The organism is Streptomyces sp. NPDC101219, assembly GCF_044767675.1.
Classification (GTDB): domain Bacteria; phylum Actinomycetota; class Actinomycetes; order Streptomycetales; family Streptomycetaceae; genus Streptomyces.
In genome coordinates this window covers 138,613-155,512 of sequence record NZ_JBIWOK010000014.1, presented here as the reverse complement: position 1 = coordinate 155,512, position 16,900 = coordinate 138,613, and the positions used below count along the sequence as shown (strand labels likewise).

The following is a 16,900-nucleotide window of genomic DNA, read 5'->3' as shown; positions in this document are numbered from 1 at the left end:
GCTCCGCGGACCCCGGGAGGCGGAGGCGCCGTCAGCCGCGGGCGGCGGTTTCCCGCAGGACGACACGGTCCTCGCCCGCGTAGACGTTCATGGAACCGCCGCGCAGGAAGCCCACCAGCGTCAGCCCCGTCTCCGCGGCCAGGTCCACCGCGAGGGACGACGGCGCGGACACCGCCGCCAGCATCGGAATGCCCGCCATCACCGCCTTCTGCGCCAGCTCGAACGAGGCACGTCCGGACACCAGCAGCACCGCCCGGGACAGCGGCAGACCGCCCTGCTGAAGGGCGCGGCCGATCACCTTGTCGACCGCGTTGTGCCGGCCGACGTCCTCCCGCACGTCCAGCAGCTCACCGCTCTCGTCGAACAGGGCCGCCGCGTGCAGGCCGCCCGTCCGGTCGAAGACGCGCTGGGCGGCGCGCAGCCGTTCGGGCAGCTCCGCCAGCAGGTCGGGCGTCATCCGCAGCGGGGGAGTGTCGGCGACGGGCCAGCGGGTCGTGGTGCGCACGGCGTCCAGGCTCGCCTTGCCGCACAGCCCGCAGGACGAGGTGGTGTACACGTTGCGTTCGAGGGTGATCTCCGGGACCGGGAGGCCGGGGGCGGTCTGCACGTCCACCACGTTGTAGGTGTTGACGCCGTCCGCGGTGGCGCCCGCGCAGTAGACGATGTTGCGCAGGTCGGAGGCCGAGGCGAGGACGCCCTCGCTCACCAGGAAGCCGGCCGCGAGCGCGAAGTCGTCGCCGGGGGTGCGCATGGTGATCGCCAGCGGCCGCCCGTTCAGCCGGATCTCCAGGGGTTCCTCGGCGACGAGCGTGTCCGGCCGGCTGGACACCGCCCCGTCCCGGATGCGGAGCACCTTGCGTCGTTCCGTGACTCGTCCCATGTCCCCAGTCCCGATCGGTCCCCGTCCCGTCGTGGGTGCCGGGGCCGCGGCGTCCTTCGACGCCGGGTCCGCGCACCACGGCGGGCGGGAGAACTGCCGAGGTCACCCGGCCGCCGCGCGGCGGACGACCTCCGGACGTCCATTGTCCCGCACACGGCGGGGGGACGGTCCGGCGGTCGGAGGGGCGGGCGGTGGGGCGGTGGGGCGGGCAGGCCGTTTCGGGCGGTGGGGCGGTCGGGCGGTGGGGCGGTGGGGCGGGCAGGCCGTTCGGGCGGTCGGGCGGTGGGGCCGGGGCGGGACTCGGCGGAGGGGCGTCCCTGGACGCGGACCCCCGGATGCGGCCCCGGGCGGCCCCCGGACGCAGCACCCGCACGCGGACCCCGGATACGGCCTTCGGACGCGGCGCGGTGCTCGGCGGCCGGGCCGCTCCGGGGCGGGTGCCCCGGTTCCGGCCGCCCGGGACGCGTCCCGCCGTGGCTGTCGCCGCACGGACGGTCGCCGCCTGTGACCCCGCGCCGGGCCGGAGTGGAAGCCGACAACACCGGGGCCCGATTCCTGTCGCTTCACCTGCACTCGTACCCGTGAGTCACTGATCAGACTGAGGGATCCCGCTTCCGACCCATGAGGGGACCGCCCATGATCGGCTCGCGCATCGCCGCCGTCGGCCACTACCAGCCCGCCCGGGTGCTCACCAACGAGGACCTCGCGGGCATGGTGGACACCAGCGACGAGTGGATCACGAGCCGCGTGGGCATCCGGACCCGGCACATCGCCGGACCCGACGAACCGGTCGACGAACTGGCCTCCCAGGCCGCCGGCAAGGCCCTCGCGGCGGCCGGCCGGACGGCCGCGGACATCGACATGGTGCTGGTGGCGACGTCCACCGCCATCGACCGCTCGCCCAACATGGCCGCCCGCGTCGCCGCCAGGCTGGGCATCCCCGGCCCCGCCGCCCTGGACCTCAACGTCGTGTGTGCCGGTTTCACCCACGCACTGGCCACCGCCGACCACGCCGTGCGGGCCGGCGCGGCGACCCGGGCCCTGGTGATCGGGGCGGACAAGATGTCCGAGGTGGCGGACTGGACGGACCGCTCCACCTGCGTGCTCGTCGGCGACGGGGCGGGGGCGGCCGTCGTGGAGGCGGCGGACGAGCCCGGCATCGGACCCGTCCTGTGGGGTTCGGTCCCCGAGATGGGACACGCGGTGCGCATCGAGGGCACCCCGCCGCGCTTCGCCCAGGAGGGGCAGAGCGTCTACCGCTGGGCGGCCACCCAGCTGCCCGTCGTCGCCCGCCAGGCGTGCGAGAAGGCGGGACTGGCCCCCGAGGAACTGGCCGGGGTCGTGCTGCACCAGGCCAACCTGCGGATCATCGAGCCGCTCGCGGCCCGCCTCGGCGCGGTCAACGCCGTCGTCGCCCGGGACGTCACCGAGTCCGGCAACACCTCCGCCGCCAGCATCCCGCTCGCCCTCTCCAAGCTGGTGGAACGGGGAGAGGTGAGCACCGGCGACCCCGTGCTGCTGTTCGGCTTCGGCGGCAACCTGTCCTACGCCGGCCAGGTCGTCCGCTGCCCCTGAGGCCCCGGTACGGGGTCAGCGGCAGTCGTAGGCGACGTCCACCCGTGCCGTGCGCTCGACCGGCGTCAGCAGGCGCAGTTCGGCGTGCCCCTCGTAGCGGCCGCGGCCCTCGAAGGTCCACAGCAGGTGCAGCCGTGCCTTCGTCCGGCCCCGGGGCAGTTCCTCGCGGAGTACACCCGAGGAGGTGCCGTCGCTGCGGGTCCAGCGGTAGGTCAGCACCCCGGGGCGGCCGTTCGTCGTCACGGTGCCGACAAGGTCCGCGGTGCCCTCGCAGCGCACCGTGGCCGGCCGGGCCGTGACCGCCGCGTCGCGTACCGCCAGGTCCGGACCGAGGCGCTGCCAGGCAAGGAAAGCCAGCACGCACAGCAGCACGACCGCCGGCAGCGCGTGCCGCCGCACTCCCCGCCGCACCGGCGGCGCGGGCGGTGTGGCCGGCGCCGGGACGAGGGACGCCCCGTACGAGCGGTGCGCCAGCACGCCCGCGACCCCCGGGCCGAAGCGCAGCACCGTGCCCTCCACCCGGTCCGGCAGAACGGGGGGCGGCGGTTCCGGTGCCCCGTCCACCGGGGGGTCCTCGCGGCGGGTGTCCGCCGCCCGCAGCGTGGCCGCGTCCGGGGTCGTCCCGTCCCGGCCGGGGCCCTGGTCGCCGGTCCGGTCGCGGAGGGTCGACGTCTCCGGCCCGGGCCGCTGGATCCAGTGGCTGGCCAGCACGGTGGCGCTGTAGTCGTCGTCCTCGCCGGGCGGGTTCCCGGGCCGGGACGCGGGATCGTTCGCCGATGTCATCGCAGGTCGCACCGCCGGGTGAGGAGCTGCTGCGACGCGCCCCCGTCCGCCGACGCCGGGGAGGTGGCCGCGCGCACCGTCCAGTAGCAGCCGAGGGTGGCGAAGGAGTGCTCGGCGGTCACGGTGTACCGGGTGGCACCGCTGCGCCGGATCACCTGCGTGGCCCCGTCCTGGGCGGACGGTCGGCCGGAGACGTCACCCGTGAACCAGCTGAGGGAGACCGACACCGGGCCGGTCCCGTCCGTCACCACCGTGACGGTGGTCGTGCCGGTGGTGGCACCGGTCTGCCGGAACCCCGAGACGGTGATGTCCTTCACCGCCGGTGCGGCCGGTGCGGTGTCCGGCGGCGGGGGAGGGGGCGAGGGGGTGCCGGGGCCGGTCGCCGGGCCGCCCGGTGTGCCGGTGTCGGTGCCGGGGTCCGTGTCCGGTCCGGTGCCCGGGTCGGTCCCCGCGTCGGGGCCGGTGCCCGGGGCCGCGTCGGTGCCCGTCGGGTCCGGGCCGCCGGGCCCCGCCGTCGCCGTGCCGGACGGCTCGGCTGAGGCGTCGGCCGCGGTGGCGGACGCCGACGGACCCTCCGGCCCGTCCGGACCGGCCGTCGCGCCCGGCGCGGTGGGGCCCGCGGTGACGCCCGGGCGGGCACTGGTGGTGGCGAACGCCTCGGCCGCCCGGCGCTCCGTGTCGCCGCCCGACGGCTGGGCCTGCGCCAGCAGGACGGCCAGGACGACGGCCGCCGCCGCGGCCAGCAGCCCCGGACCACTGGGCCGCCAGGCCCGCGCCCAACCGCCGCCCGGCCCCTGTCGCAGCACCGTGCGCGCGGCGTCCGTCGTGGAGTACGCCTCCGAGCGGGCCGAGGGCAGCAGCAGCGGCAGCAGGGCGGCCAGCGCGGCCAGCCGGCCCCGGCCGCGCTCCTCCCAGCCGGGCCCGTACGCGGCACCCGCGACCGCTTCCAGCTCCACCACGAACGCCCGCGCGTCGCCCGGCCGTTGACCAGGGTCCTTGGCCAGCCCGCGACGCACCAGCGGCCGCAGCGCCTCGGCCACCTCGCCGTCGGGGACGGGCGCGTCGACGTGGCGCAGCGCGAGTTCCGCGACGTTCTCACCCGGGTAGGGCTTGCGGCCGGTCAGGCACTCGAAGAAGGTGGCCGTCGCCGCGTACACGTCGGTGGCCGGCGAGGCGGGCTCGCCCCGCCACTGCTCCGGTGCCATGTAGGCGGGGGTCCCGGCCACCCCGGCGCGCGTTCCCGCGTCCGCCGCGATGCCGAAGTCGACCAGCTTCGAGGCCCCGTCGGGCGTGACCAGGACGTTCTCCGGCTTGTAGTCGCGGTGGACCACCCCGGCCCGGTGGGCGTCGGCCAGCCCCAGCAGCGACCCCTTGAGGACCGTCAGCGCCGCCTCCGGCTCCAGCGTGCCCTGCCGGGTCAGCAGGGCACGCAGCGGGACACCGTCCACCAGTTCCATCACGATGGCCGCGCCGTCCGGGCTCTCCACGTACTCGTACAGGCCGGCGACGTACGGGCTGTCCAGGCCGCCCAGCAGCCGTGCCTCGGCGCGGAAGTCGTGCACGAAGCCGGGACGGGTGTGCAGCGACGCGCTGAGGTACTTCACCGCCACCGGCACACCGGTGCCCTCGTGCACGGCGAGAACGACCCGGCCGCTCGCCCCGGCCCCGAGTTCCAGCGACTCGGTGTACCCCGGTACCGCCCATGTGCTCATCGATCCCCCCGGACCGCAGTCCGTCCCCCGGAGTATGGCGCACCCCGGGGCATCCGGCCCTCGCGAACACAGACACGATTCAGGCCACCGCGGTTGCGGTCACCGGCCGGCCGGCGGTCCGGGCCACCGGAGCCCCGGCGTCCGCCGCGACGCCTCGCAGGGCCGCAGGCCCCGTGCCCGAGCCCGGTTCTGAAGGGTCTCCGCCCCGCCTTTGTCCTGTGAGTGGAAAAAGTGGGGGGCAATTCCTGCACGACTTCTTCCCAGCCCGGGCAGCCGCTGCTACGTTCCCTTCCGAAAGCAGGCCGCACACGTGGCCGGAATCCGGTGCGCGATGCCGATCGAGGCGGGGAGGGGCTCGTGAGACGCATGACAGCGCGACCCGCGAACGCCCATCAGGCCCGGCTGCTGCGGCTGCTGCGCGACGGCGGCCCCAACTCCCGTGCCCAGCTCGGCGACCAGGTCGACCTCTCCCGGTCCAAACTGGCCGTGGAGGTGGACCGGCTGCTGGAGACCGAGCTGGTCGTGGCCGACGGCCTCGCCGCCTCCCGCGGCGGACGGCGCTCCCACAACATCCGGCTCAACCCCCGTCTGCGCATGCTCGGTGTCGACATCGGCGCGACCTCGGTCGACGTCGCCGTCACCAACGCCGAGCTGGAGATCCTCGGACACATCACCCAGCCCCTGGACGTGCGCGAGGGACCGGTCGCGGTCTTCGAGCAAGTCCTCGCCATGGCCGCCAAGTTGCGTGCCTCGGGACTCGCGGAGGGGTTCGACGGCGCCGGTATCGGCGTCCCCGGCCCGGTCCGCTTCCCCGAGGGCGTCCCGGTGGCCCCGCCGATCATGCCGGGCTGGGACGGCTTCCCCGTGCGGGAGGCCCTCAGCCAGGAACTCGGCTGCCCCGTCATGGTCGACAACGACGTGAACCTGATGGCGATGGGCGAGCAGCACGCGGGCGTCGCCCGCACCGTCGCCGACTTCCTCTGCGTCAAGATCGGCACCGGCATCGGCTGCGGCATCGTCGTCGGCGGTGAGGTCTACCGCGGGACGACGGGCAGCGCGGGCGACATCGGGCACATCCAGGCGGTGCCCGACGGACACCCGTGCGCCTGCGGCAACCGGGGCTGCCTGGAGGCCCACTTCTCCGGCGCGGCCCTCGCCCGTGACGCCACCGAGGCCGCCCAGCAGCAGCGGTCCCCCGAACTCGCGGCCCGGCTGGAGGCGAGCGGCACGCTCAGCGCGGCCGATGTCGCCGCCGCTGCCGCCGCGGGCGACGCCACCGCCCTGGACCTGATCCGCGAGGGCGGCAACCGCACCGGCCAGGTCATCGCCGGACTCGTCAGCTTCTTCAACCCCGGCCTGGTGGTGATCGGCGGCGGAGTGACCGGCCTCGGCCACACCCTGCTCGCCGCGATCCGCACCCAGGTCTACCGCCAGTCGCTGCCGCTGGCGACCGGCAACCTCCCGATCGTCCTGGGCGAGTTGGGCCCCACCGCCGGAGTCATCGGCGCGGCCCGCCTCATCAGCGACCACCTGTTCTCACCCGCCTAGGCACCCCGCACCACGGCACACCCGCAGTACGGCACACCTGCAGTACGGCACAACCGCACCACAGCACTCCTGCAGTACGGCACACCCGCACCACGGCACGAGGCACCGACAGCGCAAGGCACCACAGCGCAAGCTGCACCACCGCACACCGCACACCGCGCACCGCACACCGCACACCGCGCACCGCACACCGCACACCGCGCCACACCACCGCTCAAGGCACCAACGGCACCCCCGAACTGCCGCACCGCGCACGGCAACACCGCCCGACGACGCACCGCCGCACCGTTCCACCACCGCACGCCACCGGTACCACAGCCCTGCCCTGACAACGTTGGCCCGACCGCGCCCTGACACCGGCCCGCACGCCCGCCGAGGGGAATCCGCATGGCATCCCAAGCACCGCTGCTCCGCATGTCCGGCATCACCAAGTCGTTCCCGGGAGTCCGCGCCCTGGACGGAGTCGACCTCGACGTCCAGGCGGGCGAGGTGCACTGTCTGCTCGGCCAGAACGGGGCCGGCAAGTCCACTCTGATCAAGGTGCTGGCCGGCGCCCACCAGCCCGACACCGGCACCATCCACTGGCGCGGCGAGCCGGTCACGCTCCGCTCGCCGATCGCGGCCATGAAGCTCGGTATCGCCACCATCTACCAGGAACTCGACCTGGTGGAACACATGTCGGTCGCCGAGAACGTCCACCTCGGGCACGAACCCACGACCGCCGGCTTCGTCGTCCGCGGCCGGGCCGCCCGCACCGCGACCGCGAACCTGCTCGAGCGCCTGGGGCACCCGGAGATCGACCCCGCGCGCCTGGTGGGCGAACTCTCCGCCGCACAGCAGCAGATCGTGTCCATGGCGCGGGCGCTGTCCCACGACGTGCGGCTCATCGTGATGGACGAACCGTCCGCCGCCCTCGACCCCGACGAGGTCGACAACCTCTTCCGGATCGTCGCCGGACTCACCGCCGAGGGCGTCGCCGTCGTCTACATCTCCCACCGCCTGGAGGAGATCCGCCGCATCGGCGACCGGGTCACCGTGCTGAAGGACGGCCGCGCCGTCGCCGGCGGGCTGCCCGCCGAGTCGACACCGACCAGCGAGGTCGTCTCCCTGATGACGGGCCGCACCGTCGAGTACGTCTTCCCCGAACGGCCCACCGGGCAGCCCCTCGGCGAACCGGTCCTCACCGTCGAAGGGCTGTCCCGCGAGGGGGAGTTCGAGGCCCTGGACCTCCAGGTGCGGCCGGGGGAGATCGTCGGGCTCGCCGGGCTCGTCGGCTCCGGACGCTCCGAGATCCTGGAGACGGTCTACGGCGCCCGCCGACCGGACACCGGGCGGGTCCTCGTCGACGGGCGGCCGCTCAGGCCCGGCAGCGTCCGGGCGGCCGTGCGGGCCGGGATCGGCCTGGCTCCCGAGGAACGCAAGGCCCAGGCGCTGCTGATGCTGGAGTCCGTCACCCGCAACGTGTCGGTCTCCACCATGTCCCGCTTCTCGCGGGCCGGCTGGATCGACCGCGGGGCCGAACTGGGGGCGGCCCACGCGGCGATCCGCGAGCTGTCCCTGCGGCCCGACAACCCGCACGCGCCGGTGCGCACCCTGTCCGGCGGCAACCAGCAGAAGGCCGTGCTCGCGCGCTGGCTGCTGCGGGGCTGCCGGGTGCTGCTGCTGGACGAACCCACCCGCGGCGTCGACGTCGGCGCCCGCGCCGAGCTGTACGCGGTGGTCCGCCGGCTCGCGGACGAGGGCCTGGCCGTGCTGCTGGTCTCCAGCGAGGTGCCCGAGGTCCTCGGCCTCGCCGACCGCGTCCTGGTCCTGCGCGAGGGCCGGGTCGTCCACTCCGCACCCGCCCGTGAACTCGACGAACACCGTGTACTCGACCTCGTCATGGAAGGAAGCCCGGCCACATGACGCAGCCCGTCTCCCCGCCGCGGGACACCATCGGCAAGACGCCGCCGTCCGCCGGCCCCCCGGCCTGGCGCGCCGTCCTGTTCCGTCCCGACGTGCGCACGCTCTCCCTGCTCGGGGTGCTCGCCGTCCTCGTCCTCATCGGAGGCTTCACCAAACCGGACGAGTTCCTCGACACCCGCAACCTGCAACTCGTCCTCACCCAGGCCTCCGTCATCGGTGTCGTCACCGTCGGCATGACCTTCGTCATCACCTCCGGCGGCATCGACCTGTCGGTCGGCGCGATCGTCGCGCTGTCCTCCGTCTGGGCGACCACCGTCGCCACCCAGGAGTTCGGCTTCGCCGGCATCCTCTTCACCGCCGTCCTGGTCGGCCTCGGCTGCGGGCTGGTCAACGGGGTGCTGATCGCCTACGGCGGGATGGTGCCGTTCATCGCCACCCTCGCCATGCTCGCCTCCGCGCGCGGACTCGCCCTGCAGATCACCGACGGCCGCACCCAGATCGTCACCGTCGACAGCGTCCTCGGCCTCGGCGAACGCGACGCCTACGTGCTCGGCGTGCCGCCCCTGGTCCTGGTGTTCGCGGCGGTCACCGTCATCGGCTGGCTGCTGCTCAACCGGACCACCTTCGGCCGCCGCACCGTCGCCGTCGGCGGCAACGCGGAGGCCGCCCGCCTCGCCGGCATCGACGTCCGCCGCCAGCAGCTCCACCTCTACCTGCTGTCCGGGCTGTGCTGCGGCATCGCCGCCTTCCTCCTCATCGTCCTGGCCGGCTCCGGCCAGAACACCAACGGCAACCTCTACGAGCTCGACGCCATCGCCGCCGCGATCATCGGCGGCACCCTGCTCACCGGAGGCCGCGGCACCATCGTCGGCTCCGTGCTGGGCGTCCTGATCTTCACCACGATCACCAACATCTTCGCCCTGAACAACCTGCAGAGCGACGTCCAGCAGATCGCCAAGGGCGCGATCATCGTCGCCGCCGTGCTGGTCCAGCGCCGTACCGCGAGCACGACCTAGGAAAGGGTTCACCGCCATGCCCAAGCCCATGCCGTCCACGAGCCGCAGAGGGCTGCTCTTCGGAGCCGCCGCCGTGTCCGCCGGTGCCCTGGTCACCGGCTGCACCAGCAACGAGCCGAGCGAGAAGGAGTCCGACGCGGGCACGCAGCCGGCCGCCGACGACAAGCCGGGCAAGCCGGTCACCATCGGCTTCGCCGGACCGCAGGCCGACCACGGCTGGCTCAACGCCATCAACGACAACGCCAAGAAGCGCGCCGAGAAGTACAGCGACGTCACCCTGGAGATCACCGAGGGCTCCAACGACACCGCGCAGCAGATCGGCCAGATCGAGACCCTCATCAACAAGAAGGTCGACGTCCTGGTCGTGCTGCCCGCCGACGGCAAGGCCCTCACCCAGGTCGGGCTGAAGGCGATGCGGGCCGGCATCCCCGTCGTCAACCTCGACCGGATCTTCAACACCCCGCAGGCCTACCGCTGCTGGATCGGCGGCGACAACTACGGCATGGGCCTCAACGCCGGCCACTACATCGGCGAGAAGCTCAAGGACACACCGGACGCCCGGGTCGTCGAACTCGCCGGCCTGGACAACCTGGAACTCACCAAGCAGCGCACCCAGGGCTTCGACGACGCCCTGAAGAACTACCCCAACATCAAGAAGGTGGCCCGCCAGGCGGCCGAGTTCACCGTCGAGACCGGCCAGGCCAAGATGGCGCAGCTGCTCCAGGCGCAGTCCAAGATCGACGCCCTGTGGAACCACGACGACGACCAGGGCGTGGGCGCGCTGCGCGCCATCGAACAGGCCGGGCGCGACGAGTTCCTGATGGTCGGCGGCGCGGGCGCGCTGTCCGCCTTCGAGGCCATCAAGGCGGACAACGGTGTCCTGAAGGCCACCGTGCTGTACCCGCCGACGATGGCGGCCTCCGCGATCGACCTGGCCCGCGCGCTCGGCCAGGGCAAGGGGGTCGGCGGGCTCGCCGAGTTCGAGATCCCCGCGTCGCTGACCTGCTACTCGGCCGTCGTCGACAAGGAGAACGTGGACCAGTACATGTCCACCGGCTTCAAGTGAGGAGCCCCGGCCCACGGGCCTGACCAGCCCACCGGGCGGGGCCCGCCCCCGCCCGCACGGACGACGAGGAGGACATCCGTATGGCACAGCCGCAAGCGTCAGAAGGGGCAGCAGGAACGGGGAAGCCACGCCTGCGCGTCGGCATGGTCGGTTACGCCTTCATGGGCGCCGCCCACTCCCAGGGCTGGCGCACCGCCGGGCGCGTCTTCGACCTGCCGCTGGACCCCGAACTGGCCGTGATCTGCGGCCGGGACGCCGCCGCCGTGCGCGCGGCCGCCGACCGGCACGGCTGGGCGGCGACCGAGACCGACTGGCGCGCCCTCGTCGAACGGGACGACGTCGACCTGGTCGACATCTGCACCCCGGGCGACAGCCACGCCGAGATCGCGCTGGCCGCGCTCGCCGCCGGCAAGCACGTGCTGTGCGAGAAACCCCTCGCCAACACCGTCGCCGAGGCCGAGGCGATGGTCCGCGCGGCCGACGAGGCGGCCGCGCGGGGCCGGACCGCCATGGTCGGCTTCAACTACCGGCGGGTGCCCGCGACCGCGCTCGCCCGGCGGATGGTCGCCGAGGGCCGCATCGGCACCCTGCGGCACGTCCGCGTGTCCTACCTCCAGGACTGGCTGGTGGACCCGCAGTTCCCGCTCACCTGGCGGCTGCGCCGGGACCAGGCCGGCTCCGGCTCGCTCGGCGACCTCGGCGCGCACATCGTCGACCTCGCCCAGTACCTGGCCGGCGAGCACCTGGCCGGGGTGTCCGCCCTGACCGAGACCTTCGTACGGCACCGGCCGCTGCCCACCGCCGCCACCAGCGGCCTGGCCGCCGTGTCCGCCGCCGGCACCGGCGAGGTCACCGTCGACGACGCCGCCCTGTTCACCGGCCGCTTCGCCTCCGGCGCCCTGGCCTCCTTCGAGGCCACCCGGTACGCCACCGGACGCAAGAACGCCCTGCGCATCGAACTCAACGGCGAGCGCGGCTCGCTGGCCTTCGACCTGGAACGGCTCAACGAGCTGGCGTACCACGACGGCACCGAGCCCGGCACGCACGCCGGGTTCCGCCGCATCCTCGTCACCGAACCGGACCACCCCTACCTGGACGCCTGGTGGCCGCCGGGCCACGGCCTCGGCTACGAGCACACCTTCGTGCACCAGGCGCGCGACCTGGTCCACGCGGTCGCCGAGGGCCGCACCCCCGACCCCTCCTTCGCCGACGGGCTCCAGGTGCAGCGCGTCCTGGCCGCCGTGGAGGAGAGCGCAGAGAAGAACTCCGTCTACACGCCGATCGCCGCCTGAGGAGGACGGATACGGATGCCGCGCAACTTCACGCTGTTCACCGGCCAGTGGGCCGACCTGCCCCTGGAGGAGGTCTGCCGACTCGCCCGCGACTTCGGCTACGACGGCCTCGAACTCGCCTGCTGGGGCGACCACTTCGAGGTCGACAAGGCCCTCGCCGACCCCTCCTACGTCGACTCCCGGCACCAGCTCCTCGACAAGTACGGGCTCACGTGCTGGGCGATCTCCAACCACCTGGTCGGCCAGGCGGTGTGCGACGCCATCATCGACGAACGTCACCAGGCCGTCCTGCCCGCCCGGATCTGGGGCGACGGTGAGCCGGAGGGCGTCCGGCAGCGGGCCGCCGCCGAGATCGAGGACACCGCACGGGCCGCGGCCCGCTTCGGCGTCGACACCGTCATCGGCTTCACCGGCTCCGCGATCTGGCACCTGGTCGCCATGTTCCCGCCCGCCTCCGAGGCCATGATCGACCGCGGCTACGAGGACTTCGCCACCCGCTGGAACCCCATCCTCGACGTCTTCGACGCCGAAGGCGTGCGCTTCGCCCACGAGGTGCACCCCGGCGAGATCGCCTACGACTACTGGACCACCGTCCGCACCCTCGAAGCCGTCGGCCACCGGCCGGCCTTCGGCCTCAACTTCGACCCGTCGCACTTCGTGTGGCAGGACCTCGACCCGGTCGGCTTCCTGTGGGACTTCCGCGACCGCATCTACCACGTCGACTGCAAGGAGGCCCGCAAGCGCCTGGACGGCCGCAACGGCCGCCTCGGCTCCCACCTGCCCTGGGGCGACCCCCGCCGCGGCTGGGACTTCGTCTCCGCCGGCCACGGCGACGTCCCCTGGGAGGACGTCTTCCGCATGCTGCGCTCCATCGGCTACGGCGGCCCCGTGTCGGTCGAGTGGGAGGACGCCGGCATGGACCGCCTCCAGGGCGCCCCGGAGGCCCTGACCCGCCTGAAGGCATACGACTTCGAGCCGCCCAGCGCCTCCTTCGACGCCGCGTTCAGCAGCTGACGGGCCCGCTCGTCCGCAGGTCGGGGACGGGGGCCGGCGCACCTGCCGGTCCCCGGCCCGGCCTGCCCGCATCCCGCTTTGTCCTGTGCGGGGAAAAAGTTCAACCAGTGGCGGTCCAAGGGCTGTTCGGCCCGGATGAACGCGGTTACCGTCCCTGAAGTGGCCGCGACACATACGCCTCCGGGGTGACGGCGCACCCCGGTACCCACTCCTACCGCACGTCCACGCACCCGTTCCGTACGGCCCCACCCCGTTCCCGGAGGGACTTCGTGCACAGAAGCCGACTGAAGACAACGCGCACCGCGAGGCGTTCCAGATTCCGAACCGGACTCGCCCTGTTCACCGGCCTGCTCCTGGCCGTGGGCGCCCCGGCGACCGTGGCCGGCGCCCACCCGGGCCACCCGGAGCACGACGGACCGGCCGCCGCCGAGGGACAGTTCCAGCAGGTCCCGCTCGCCAAGGGCGAACCCGAGATGGGCGAGCCGATGTCGCTCGCCGTCCTCCCCGACCGCAGCGTCCTGCACACCTCGCGCGACGGCACCCTCCGCCTCACCGACGAGGGCGGCGTCACCAAGGTCGCCGGCCGCATCCCCGTCTACAGCCACGACGAGGAGGGACTCCAGGGCGTCGGCATCGACCCGGACTTCGAGAACAGCCGGGCCGTCTACCTGTACTACGCCCCGCCGCTCGACACCCCCGCCGGCGACGCCCCCGAGACGGGCACCGCCGAGGACTTCGCGGCGTTCGACGGCGTCAACCGCCTCTCCCGCTTCGTCCTCAACGCCAACGGCACCCTGGACCTGTCCAGCGAGAAGAAGGTCCTGGACGTCGCGGCCACCCGCGGCATCTGCTGCCACGTCGGCGGCGACATCGACTTCGACGCCGAGGGCAACCTCTACCTGTCCACCGGCGACGACACCAACCCCTTCGCCTCCGACGGCTACACGCCGATCGACGAACGCGCCGACCGCAACCCGGCCTTCGACGCCCGCCGCACCTCCGGCAACACCAACGACCTGCGCGGCAAGATCCTGCGGATCAAGGTCGCCGAGGACGGCTCGTACACCGTCCCCGAGGGCAACCTCTTCGCCCCCGGCACCGACAAGACCCGCCCCGAGATCTACGCGATGGGCTTCCGCAACCCGTTCCGGATGAGCGTCGACGACAAGACCGGCGTCGTCTACGTCGGCGACTACGGGCCCGACGCGGGCGCCGCCGACCCGGACCGCGGCCCGGCCGGACAGGTCGAGTTCGCCAAGGTCACCGAGGCCGCCAACTTCGGCTGGCCGTTCTGCACCGGCGACAACGACGCCTACAACGACTACGACTTCGCCACCGGCACCTCCGGCGCGAAGTTCGACTGCGCCGCCCCGAAGAACACCTCGCGGCACAACACCGGCCTCACCGACCTGCCGCCCGCCCAGGCCGCCTGGATCCCCTACGACGGCGGATCCCTGCCCGAATTCGGCAGCGGATCGGAGTCCCCGATGGCCGGCCCGGTCTACCGCTACGACGCCGGCCTCGACTCCAAGGTGAAGTTCCCCAAGGCCTACGACGGCGACTTCTTCGCCGGCGAGTACGGCCGCCGCTGGATCAAGCGGATCGAGCAGGACGACGACGGCTCCGTCGCGAAGATCAACGACTTCCCGTGGACCGGCACGCAGATCATGGACATGGAGTTCGGCCCCGACGGCGCGCTCTACGTCCTGGACTACGGCCTCTCCTGGTTCCAGGGCGACGAGCACTCCGCCCTGTACCGGATCGAGAACGCCGAGGACGGCTTCTCCCCGATCGCCGAGGTCAGGGCCGACAAGACCTCCGGCGCCGCCGGGCTGAAGGTCAAGTTCACCGCCACCGCCAAGGACGCCGACTCCACCGACCTCACCTACAGCTGGGACTTCGGCGACGGCACCAAGGGCGAGGGCCTCACCCCCACCCACAAGTACAAGAAGACCGGCACCTACTCCGCGACGTTCACCGCCAAGGACCCCGAGGGCAACACCGGCAACGCCAGCGTCCGCATCGTCGTCGGCAACACCGAACCCACGGTGAAGATCGACGTACCCGGCAACGGCAGCCTGGCCGCCTTCGGCGAACCCGTCCCGTTCAAGGTGACCGTCACCGACCCCGAGGAGAAGGTCGACTGCTCCAAGGTCAAGGTCGTCTACAGCCTCGGCCACGACTCCCACGCCCACGAGCTGACCAGCGAGACGGGCTGCGAGGGCACCCTCAACCCGCCCCCCGGTGACGGCGGCCACGACCCCAACGCCAACATCTACGGCGTCGTCGGCGCCGCGTACACCGACGGCGGAGCCAACGGTCAGGAAGCCCTCACCGGCACCGCCCGCACCGTCCTCCAGCCGCTGCACCGCCAGGCCGAGCACTTCGGCGCCCAGGAGGGCGTCACTGTGATCGACAAGACCGGAGCCCACGGCGGCAAGACGGTCGGCAACATCCACGACGGCGACTGGATCTCCTTCACGCCCTACCGCTTCGACGGCCAGAAGAAGATGACCGTCCGCGCCTCCTCCGGCGGCTCCGGCGGCTACCTCGAACTGCGCACCGGCTCACCCGACGGCAAGCTGCACGGCTCCGCGTACATCCCGCCGACCGGCGGCTGGGAGACGTTCCAGAACGTCGACGTCCCGCTGCGGGCCCTGCCGAAAAAGACCTCCGAGATCTACCTGGTCTTCCGCGGCGGCGACGGCGCGCTCTACGACATCGACGACTTCGAGTTCTCCAAGGAGCGCTACAAGGACGGCAAGAAGGTCCTGGTCTTCTCCAAGACCGCCGGTTTCCGCCACGACTCCATCCCCGAGGGCATCGCCGCCCTGAAGGAACTCGGCGGCCCGGCCGGCATCACCGTCGACGCGACCGAGGAGGCCGGCCAGTTCACCACCACCAACCTCGCCAAGTACGACGCGGTGGCCTTCCTGTCCACCACCGGTGACGTCCTCAACGCCGACCAGCAGAAGGCTTTCGAGAACTACGTCAAGAACGGCGGCGGCTACATGGGCATCCACGCCGCCGCCGACACCGAGTACGACTGGGAGTTCTACGGCGGCCTCGTGGGCGCGTACTTCGACTCGCACCCGGCCATCCAGAAGGCCACCGTGCGCGTCGAGGACCACGACCACCCGTCCACCGCGCACCTGGACGACGCCTGGGAGCGCACCGACGAGTGGTACAACTACCGCACCAACCCGCGGGAACAGGCCAAGGTCCTCGCCACCCTGGACGAGACGACCTACCAGGGCGGCACCATGAAGGGCGACCACCCGATCGCCTGGTGCCAGAACTACGGCGGCGGCCGCTCCTTCTACACCGGCGGCGGCCACACCAAGGAGTCCTACGCCGAGGAAGCCTTCCGCGCCCACCTGCTCGGCGGACTCCAGTACGCCACCGGCCAGGTCAAGGCCGACTGCAAGCCGGCCAAGGGCTACCGGACGATCTTCAACGGCCACACCCTGGACGGCTGGAAGCAGGCCGGCCCCGGCAGCTTCGACGTCAAGGACGGCACGCTGGAGTCCAACGGCGGCATGGGCCTGCTCTGGTACCAGGCCAAGGAACTGTCGTCGTACTCCCTGAAGCTGGACTGGAAGATGCGGGGCGACGACAACTCCGGGATCTTCGTGGGCTTCCCCGCCTCCGACGACCCCTGGTCCGCCGTCAACAAGGGCTACGAGATCCAGATCGACGCCACGGACGCGCCGGACCGGACGACCGGTGCCGTCTACTCCTTCAAGTCGGCCAACATCAAGGCCCGCGACCAGGTGCTCCGCCCGCCCGGCCAGTGGAACTCCTACGAGATCAAGGTCAAGGGAGAACGCCTCCAGGTGTTCCTCAACGGAGTCAAGATCAACGACTTCACCAACAAGGACCCCGAGCGGAGCCTGACCGACGGCTACATCGGTCTGCAGAACCACGGCCCCGACGACAAGGTCTCCTTCCGCAACATCCAGCTGAAGGAGCTGCCCTCCTAGGGTCTTCCGTTCGGACCAGGCCCGTTCCCTGATCCGGCCTGGTCCGGACGAGAGGCCCGAAGGGCGACCTGAACGGCGGCGGGCGAAGGACGCCGGACCTCCGCCCGCCGTCCCGCCGGGCCCTCA

At 72.7% G+C, this 16,900-nt stretch carries 11 protein-coding genes; 8 read left to right on the top strand and 3 right to left on the bottom strand.

Annotated elements, in window-relative coordinates; translation table 11 throughout:
- Nucleotides 1-31: 31 nt before the first annotated feature.
- Complete coding sequence (fdhD, locus tag ACIRPP_RS25765) at nt 32-880, bottom strand: formate dehydrogenase accessory sulfurtransferase FdhD (protein ID WP_403647183.1); 849 nt, start codon at nt 878-880, stop codon at nt 32-34.
- A 636-nt stretch (nt 881-1,516) separates the two neighbouring features.
- Between fdhD and ACIRPP_RS25760 the strand changes: the two genes are divergently transcribed.
- Nucleotides 1,517-2,455, top strand: coding sequence for a beta-ketoacyl-ACP synthase III (locus ACIRPP_RS25760; RefSeq protein ID WP_403647180.1), 939 nt, complete (start codon nt 1,517-1,519; stop codon nt 2,453-2,455).
- 15 nt (nt 2,456-2,470) lie between these two features.
- Here ACIRPP_RS25760 and ACIRPP_RS25755 read toward each other — a convergent pair whose 3' ends face one another.
- Both ACIRPP_RS25755 and ACIRPP_RS25750 read right to left on the bottom strand, forming a co-directional pair.
- Nucleotides 2,471-3,238: a hypothetical protein gene (locus ACIRPP_RS25755; RefSeq protein ID WP_403647177.1), complete on the bottom strand. Its 768-nt coding sequence runs from the start codon at nt 3,236-3,238 to the stop codon at nt 2,471-2,473.
- Nucleotides 3,235-4,950, bottom strand: coding sequence for a protein kinase (locus ACIRPP_RS25750; protein ID WP_403647174.1), 1,716 nt, complete (start codon nt 4,948-4,950; stop codon nt 3,235-3,237). The genes ACIRPP_RS25755 and ACIRPP_RS25750 overlap by 4 nt, the downstream gene beginning before the upstream one ends.
- A 366-nt stretch (nt 4,951-5,316) precedes the next feature.
- Here ACIRPP_RS25750 and ACIRPP_RS25745 point away from each other — a divergent pair, with 366 nt between their 5' ends.
- The 7 genes from ACIRPP_RS25745 (at nt 5,317) to ACIRPP_RS25715 (ending at nt 16,774) form a co-directional block, all read left to right on the top strand.
- Nucleotides 5,317-6,498, top strand: coding sequence for an ROK family protein (locus ACIRPP_RS25745; protein ID WP_403647171.1), 1,182 nt, complete (start codon nt 5,317-5,319; stop codon nt 6,496-6,498).
- 387 nt (nt 6,499-6,885) lie between these two features.
- Complete coding sequence (locus ACIRPP_RS25740) at nt 6,886-8,403, top strand: sugar ABC transporter ATP-binding protein (protein ID WP_403647168.1); 1,518 nt, start codon at nt 6,886-6,888, stop codon at nt 8,401-8,403.
- Nucleotides 8,400-9,419, top strand: a complete 1,020-nt coding sequence (locus ACIRPP_RS25735; protein WP_403647165.1) for an ABC transporter permease — start codon at nt 8,400-8,402, stop codon at nt 9,417-9,419. Before ACIRPP_RS25740 ends, ACIRPP_RS25735 begins: the two co-directional genes overlap by 4 nt.
- A gap of 16 nt (nt 9,420-9,435) precedes the next feature.
- The gene (locus ACIRPP_RS25730) at nt 9,436-10,485 is read left to right on the top strand and encodes a substrate-binding domain-containing protein (protein ID WP_403647162.1); all 1,050 of its coding nucleotides are present in this window, start codon (nt 9,436-9,438) and stop codon (nt 10,483-10,485) included.
- Between the two features lie 80 nt (nt 10,486-10,565).
- Nucleotides 10,566-11,777 (top strand): Gfo/Idh/MocA family protein, encoded by a 1,212-nt coding sequence (locus ACIRPP_RS25725; protein ID WP_403647159.1) that lies wholly within the window; start codon nt 10,566-10,568, stop codon nt 11,775-11,777.
- A gap of 15 nt (nt 11,778-11,792) precedes the next feature.
- Complete coding sequence (locus ACIRPP_RS25720) at nt 11,793-12,791, top strand: sugar phosphate isomerase/epimerase family protein (protein ID WP_403647156.1); 999 nt, start codon at nt 11,793-11,795, stop codon at nt 12,789-12,791.
- A 269-nt stretch (nt 12,792-13,060) separates the two neighbouring features.
- Nucleotides 13,061-16,774, top strand: coding sequence for a ThuA domain-containing protein (locus tag ACIRPP_RS25715; protein ID WP_403647153.1), 3,714 nt, complete (start codon nt 13,061-13,063; stop codon nt 16,772-16,774).
- Nucleotides 16,775-16,900 lie beyond the last annotated feature (126 nt).

Coding starts and splice junctions, on each gene's coding strand:
- fdhD (WP_403647183.1), bottom strand. CDS start 880: ATGGGACGAGTCACGGAACGACGCAAGGTGCTCCGCATCCGGGACGGG.
- ACIRPP_RS25760 (WP_403647180.1), top strand. CDS start 1,517: ATGATCGGCTCGCGCATCGCCGCCGTCGGCCACTACCAGCCCGCCCGG.
- ACIRPP_RS25755 (WP_403647177.1), bottom strand. CDS start 3,238: ATGACATCGGCGAACGATCCCGCGTCCCGGCCCGGGAACCCGCCCGGC.
- ACIRPP_RS25750 (WP_403647174.1), bottom strand. CDS start 4,950: ATGAGCACATGGGCGGTACCGGGGTACACCGAGTCGCTGGAACTCGGG.
- ACIRPP_RS25745 (WP_403647171.1), top strand. CDS start 5,317: ATGACAGCGCGACCCGCGAACGCCCATCAGGCCCGGCTGCTGCGGCTG.
- ACIRPP_RS25740 (WP_403647168.1), top strand. CDS start 6,886: ATGGCATCCCAAGCACCGCTGCTCCGCATGTCCGGCATCACCAAGTCG.
- ACIRPP_RS25735 (WP_403647165.1), top strand. CDS start 8,400: ATGACGCAGCCCGTCTCCCCGCCGCGGGACACCATCGGCAAGACGCCG.
- ACIRPP_RS25730 (WP_403647162.1), top strand. CDS start 9,436: ATGCCCAAGCCCATGCCGTCCACGAGCCGCAGAGGGCTGCTCTTCGGA.
- ACIRPP_RS25725 (WP_403647159.1), top strand. CDS start 10,566: ATGGCACAGCCGCAAGCGTCAGAAGGGGCAGCAGGAACGGGGAAGCCA.
- ACIRPP_RS25720 (WP_403647156.1), top strand. CDS start 11,793: ATGCCGCGCAACTTCACGCTGTTCACCGGCCAGTGGGCCGACCTGCCC.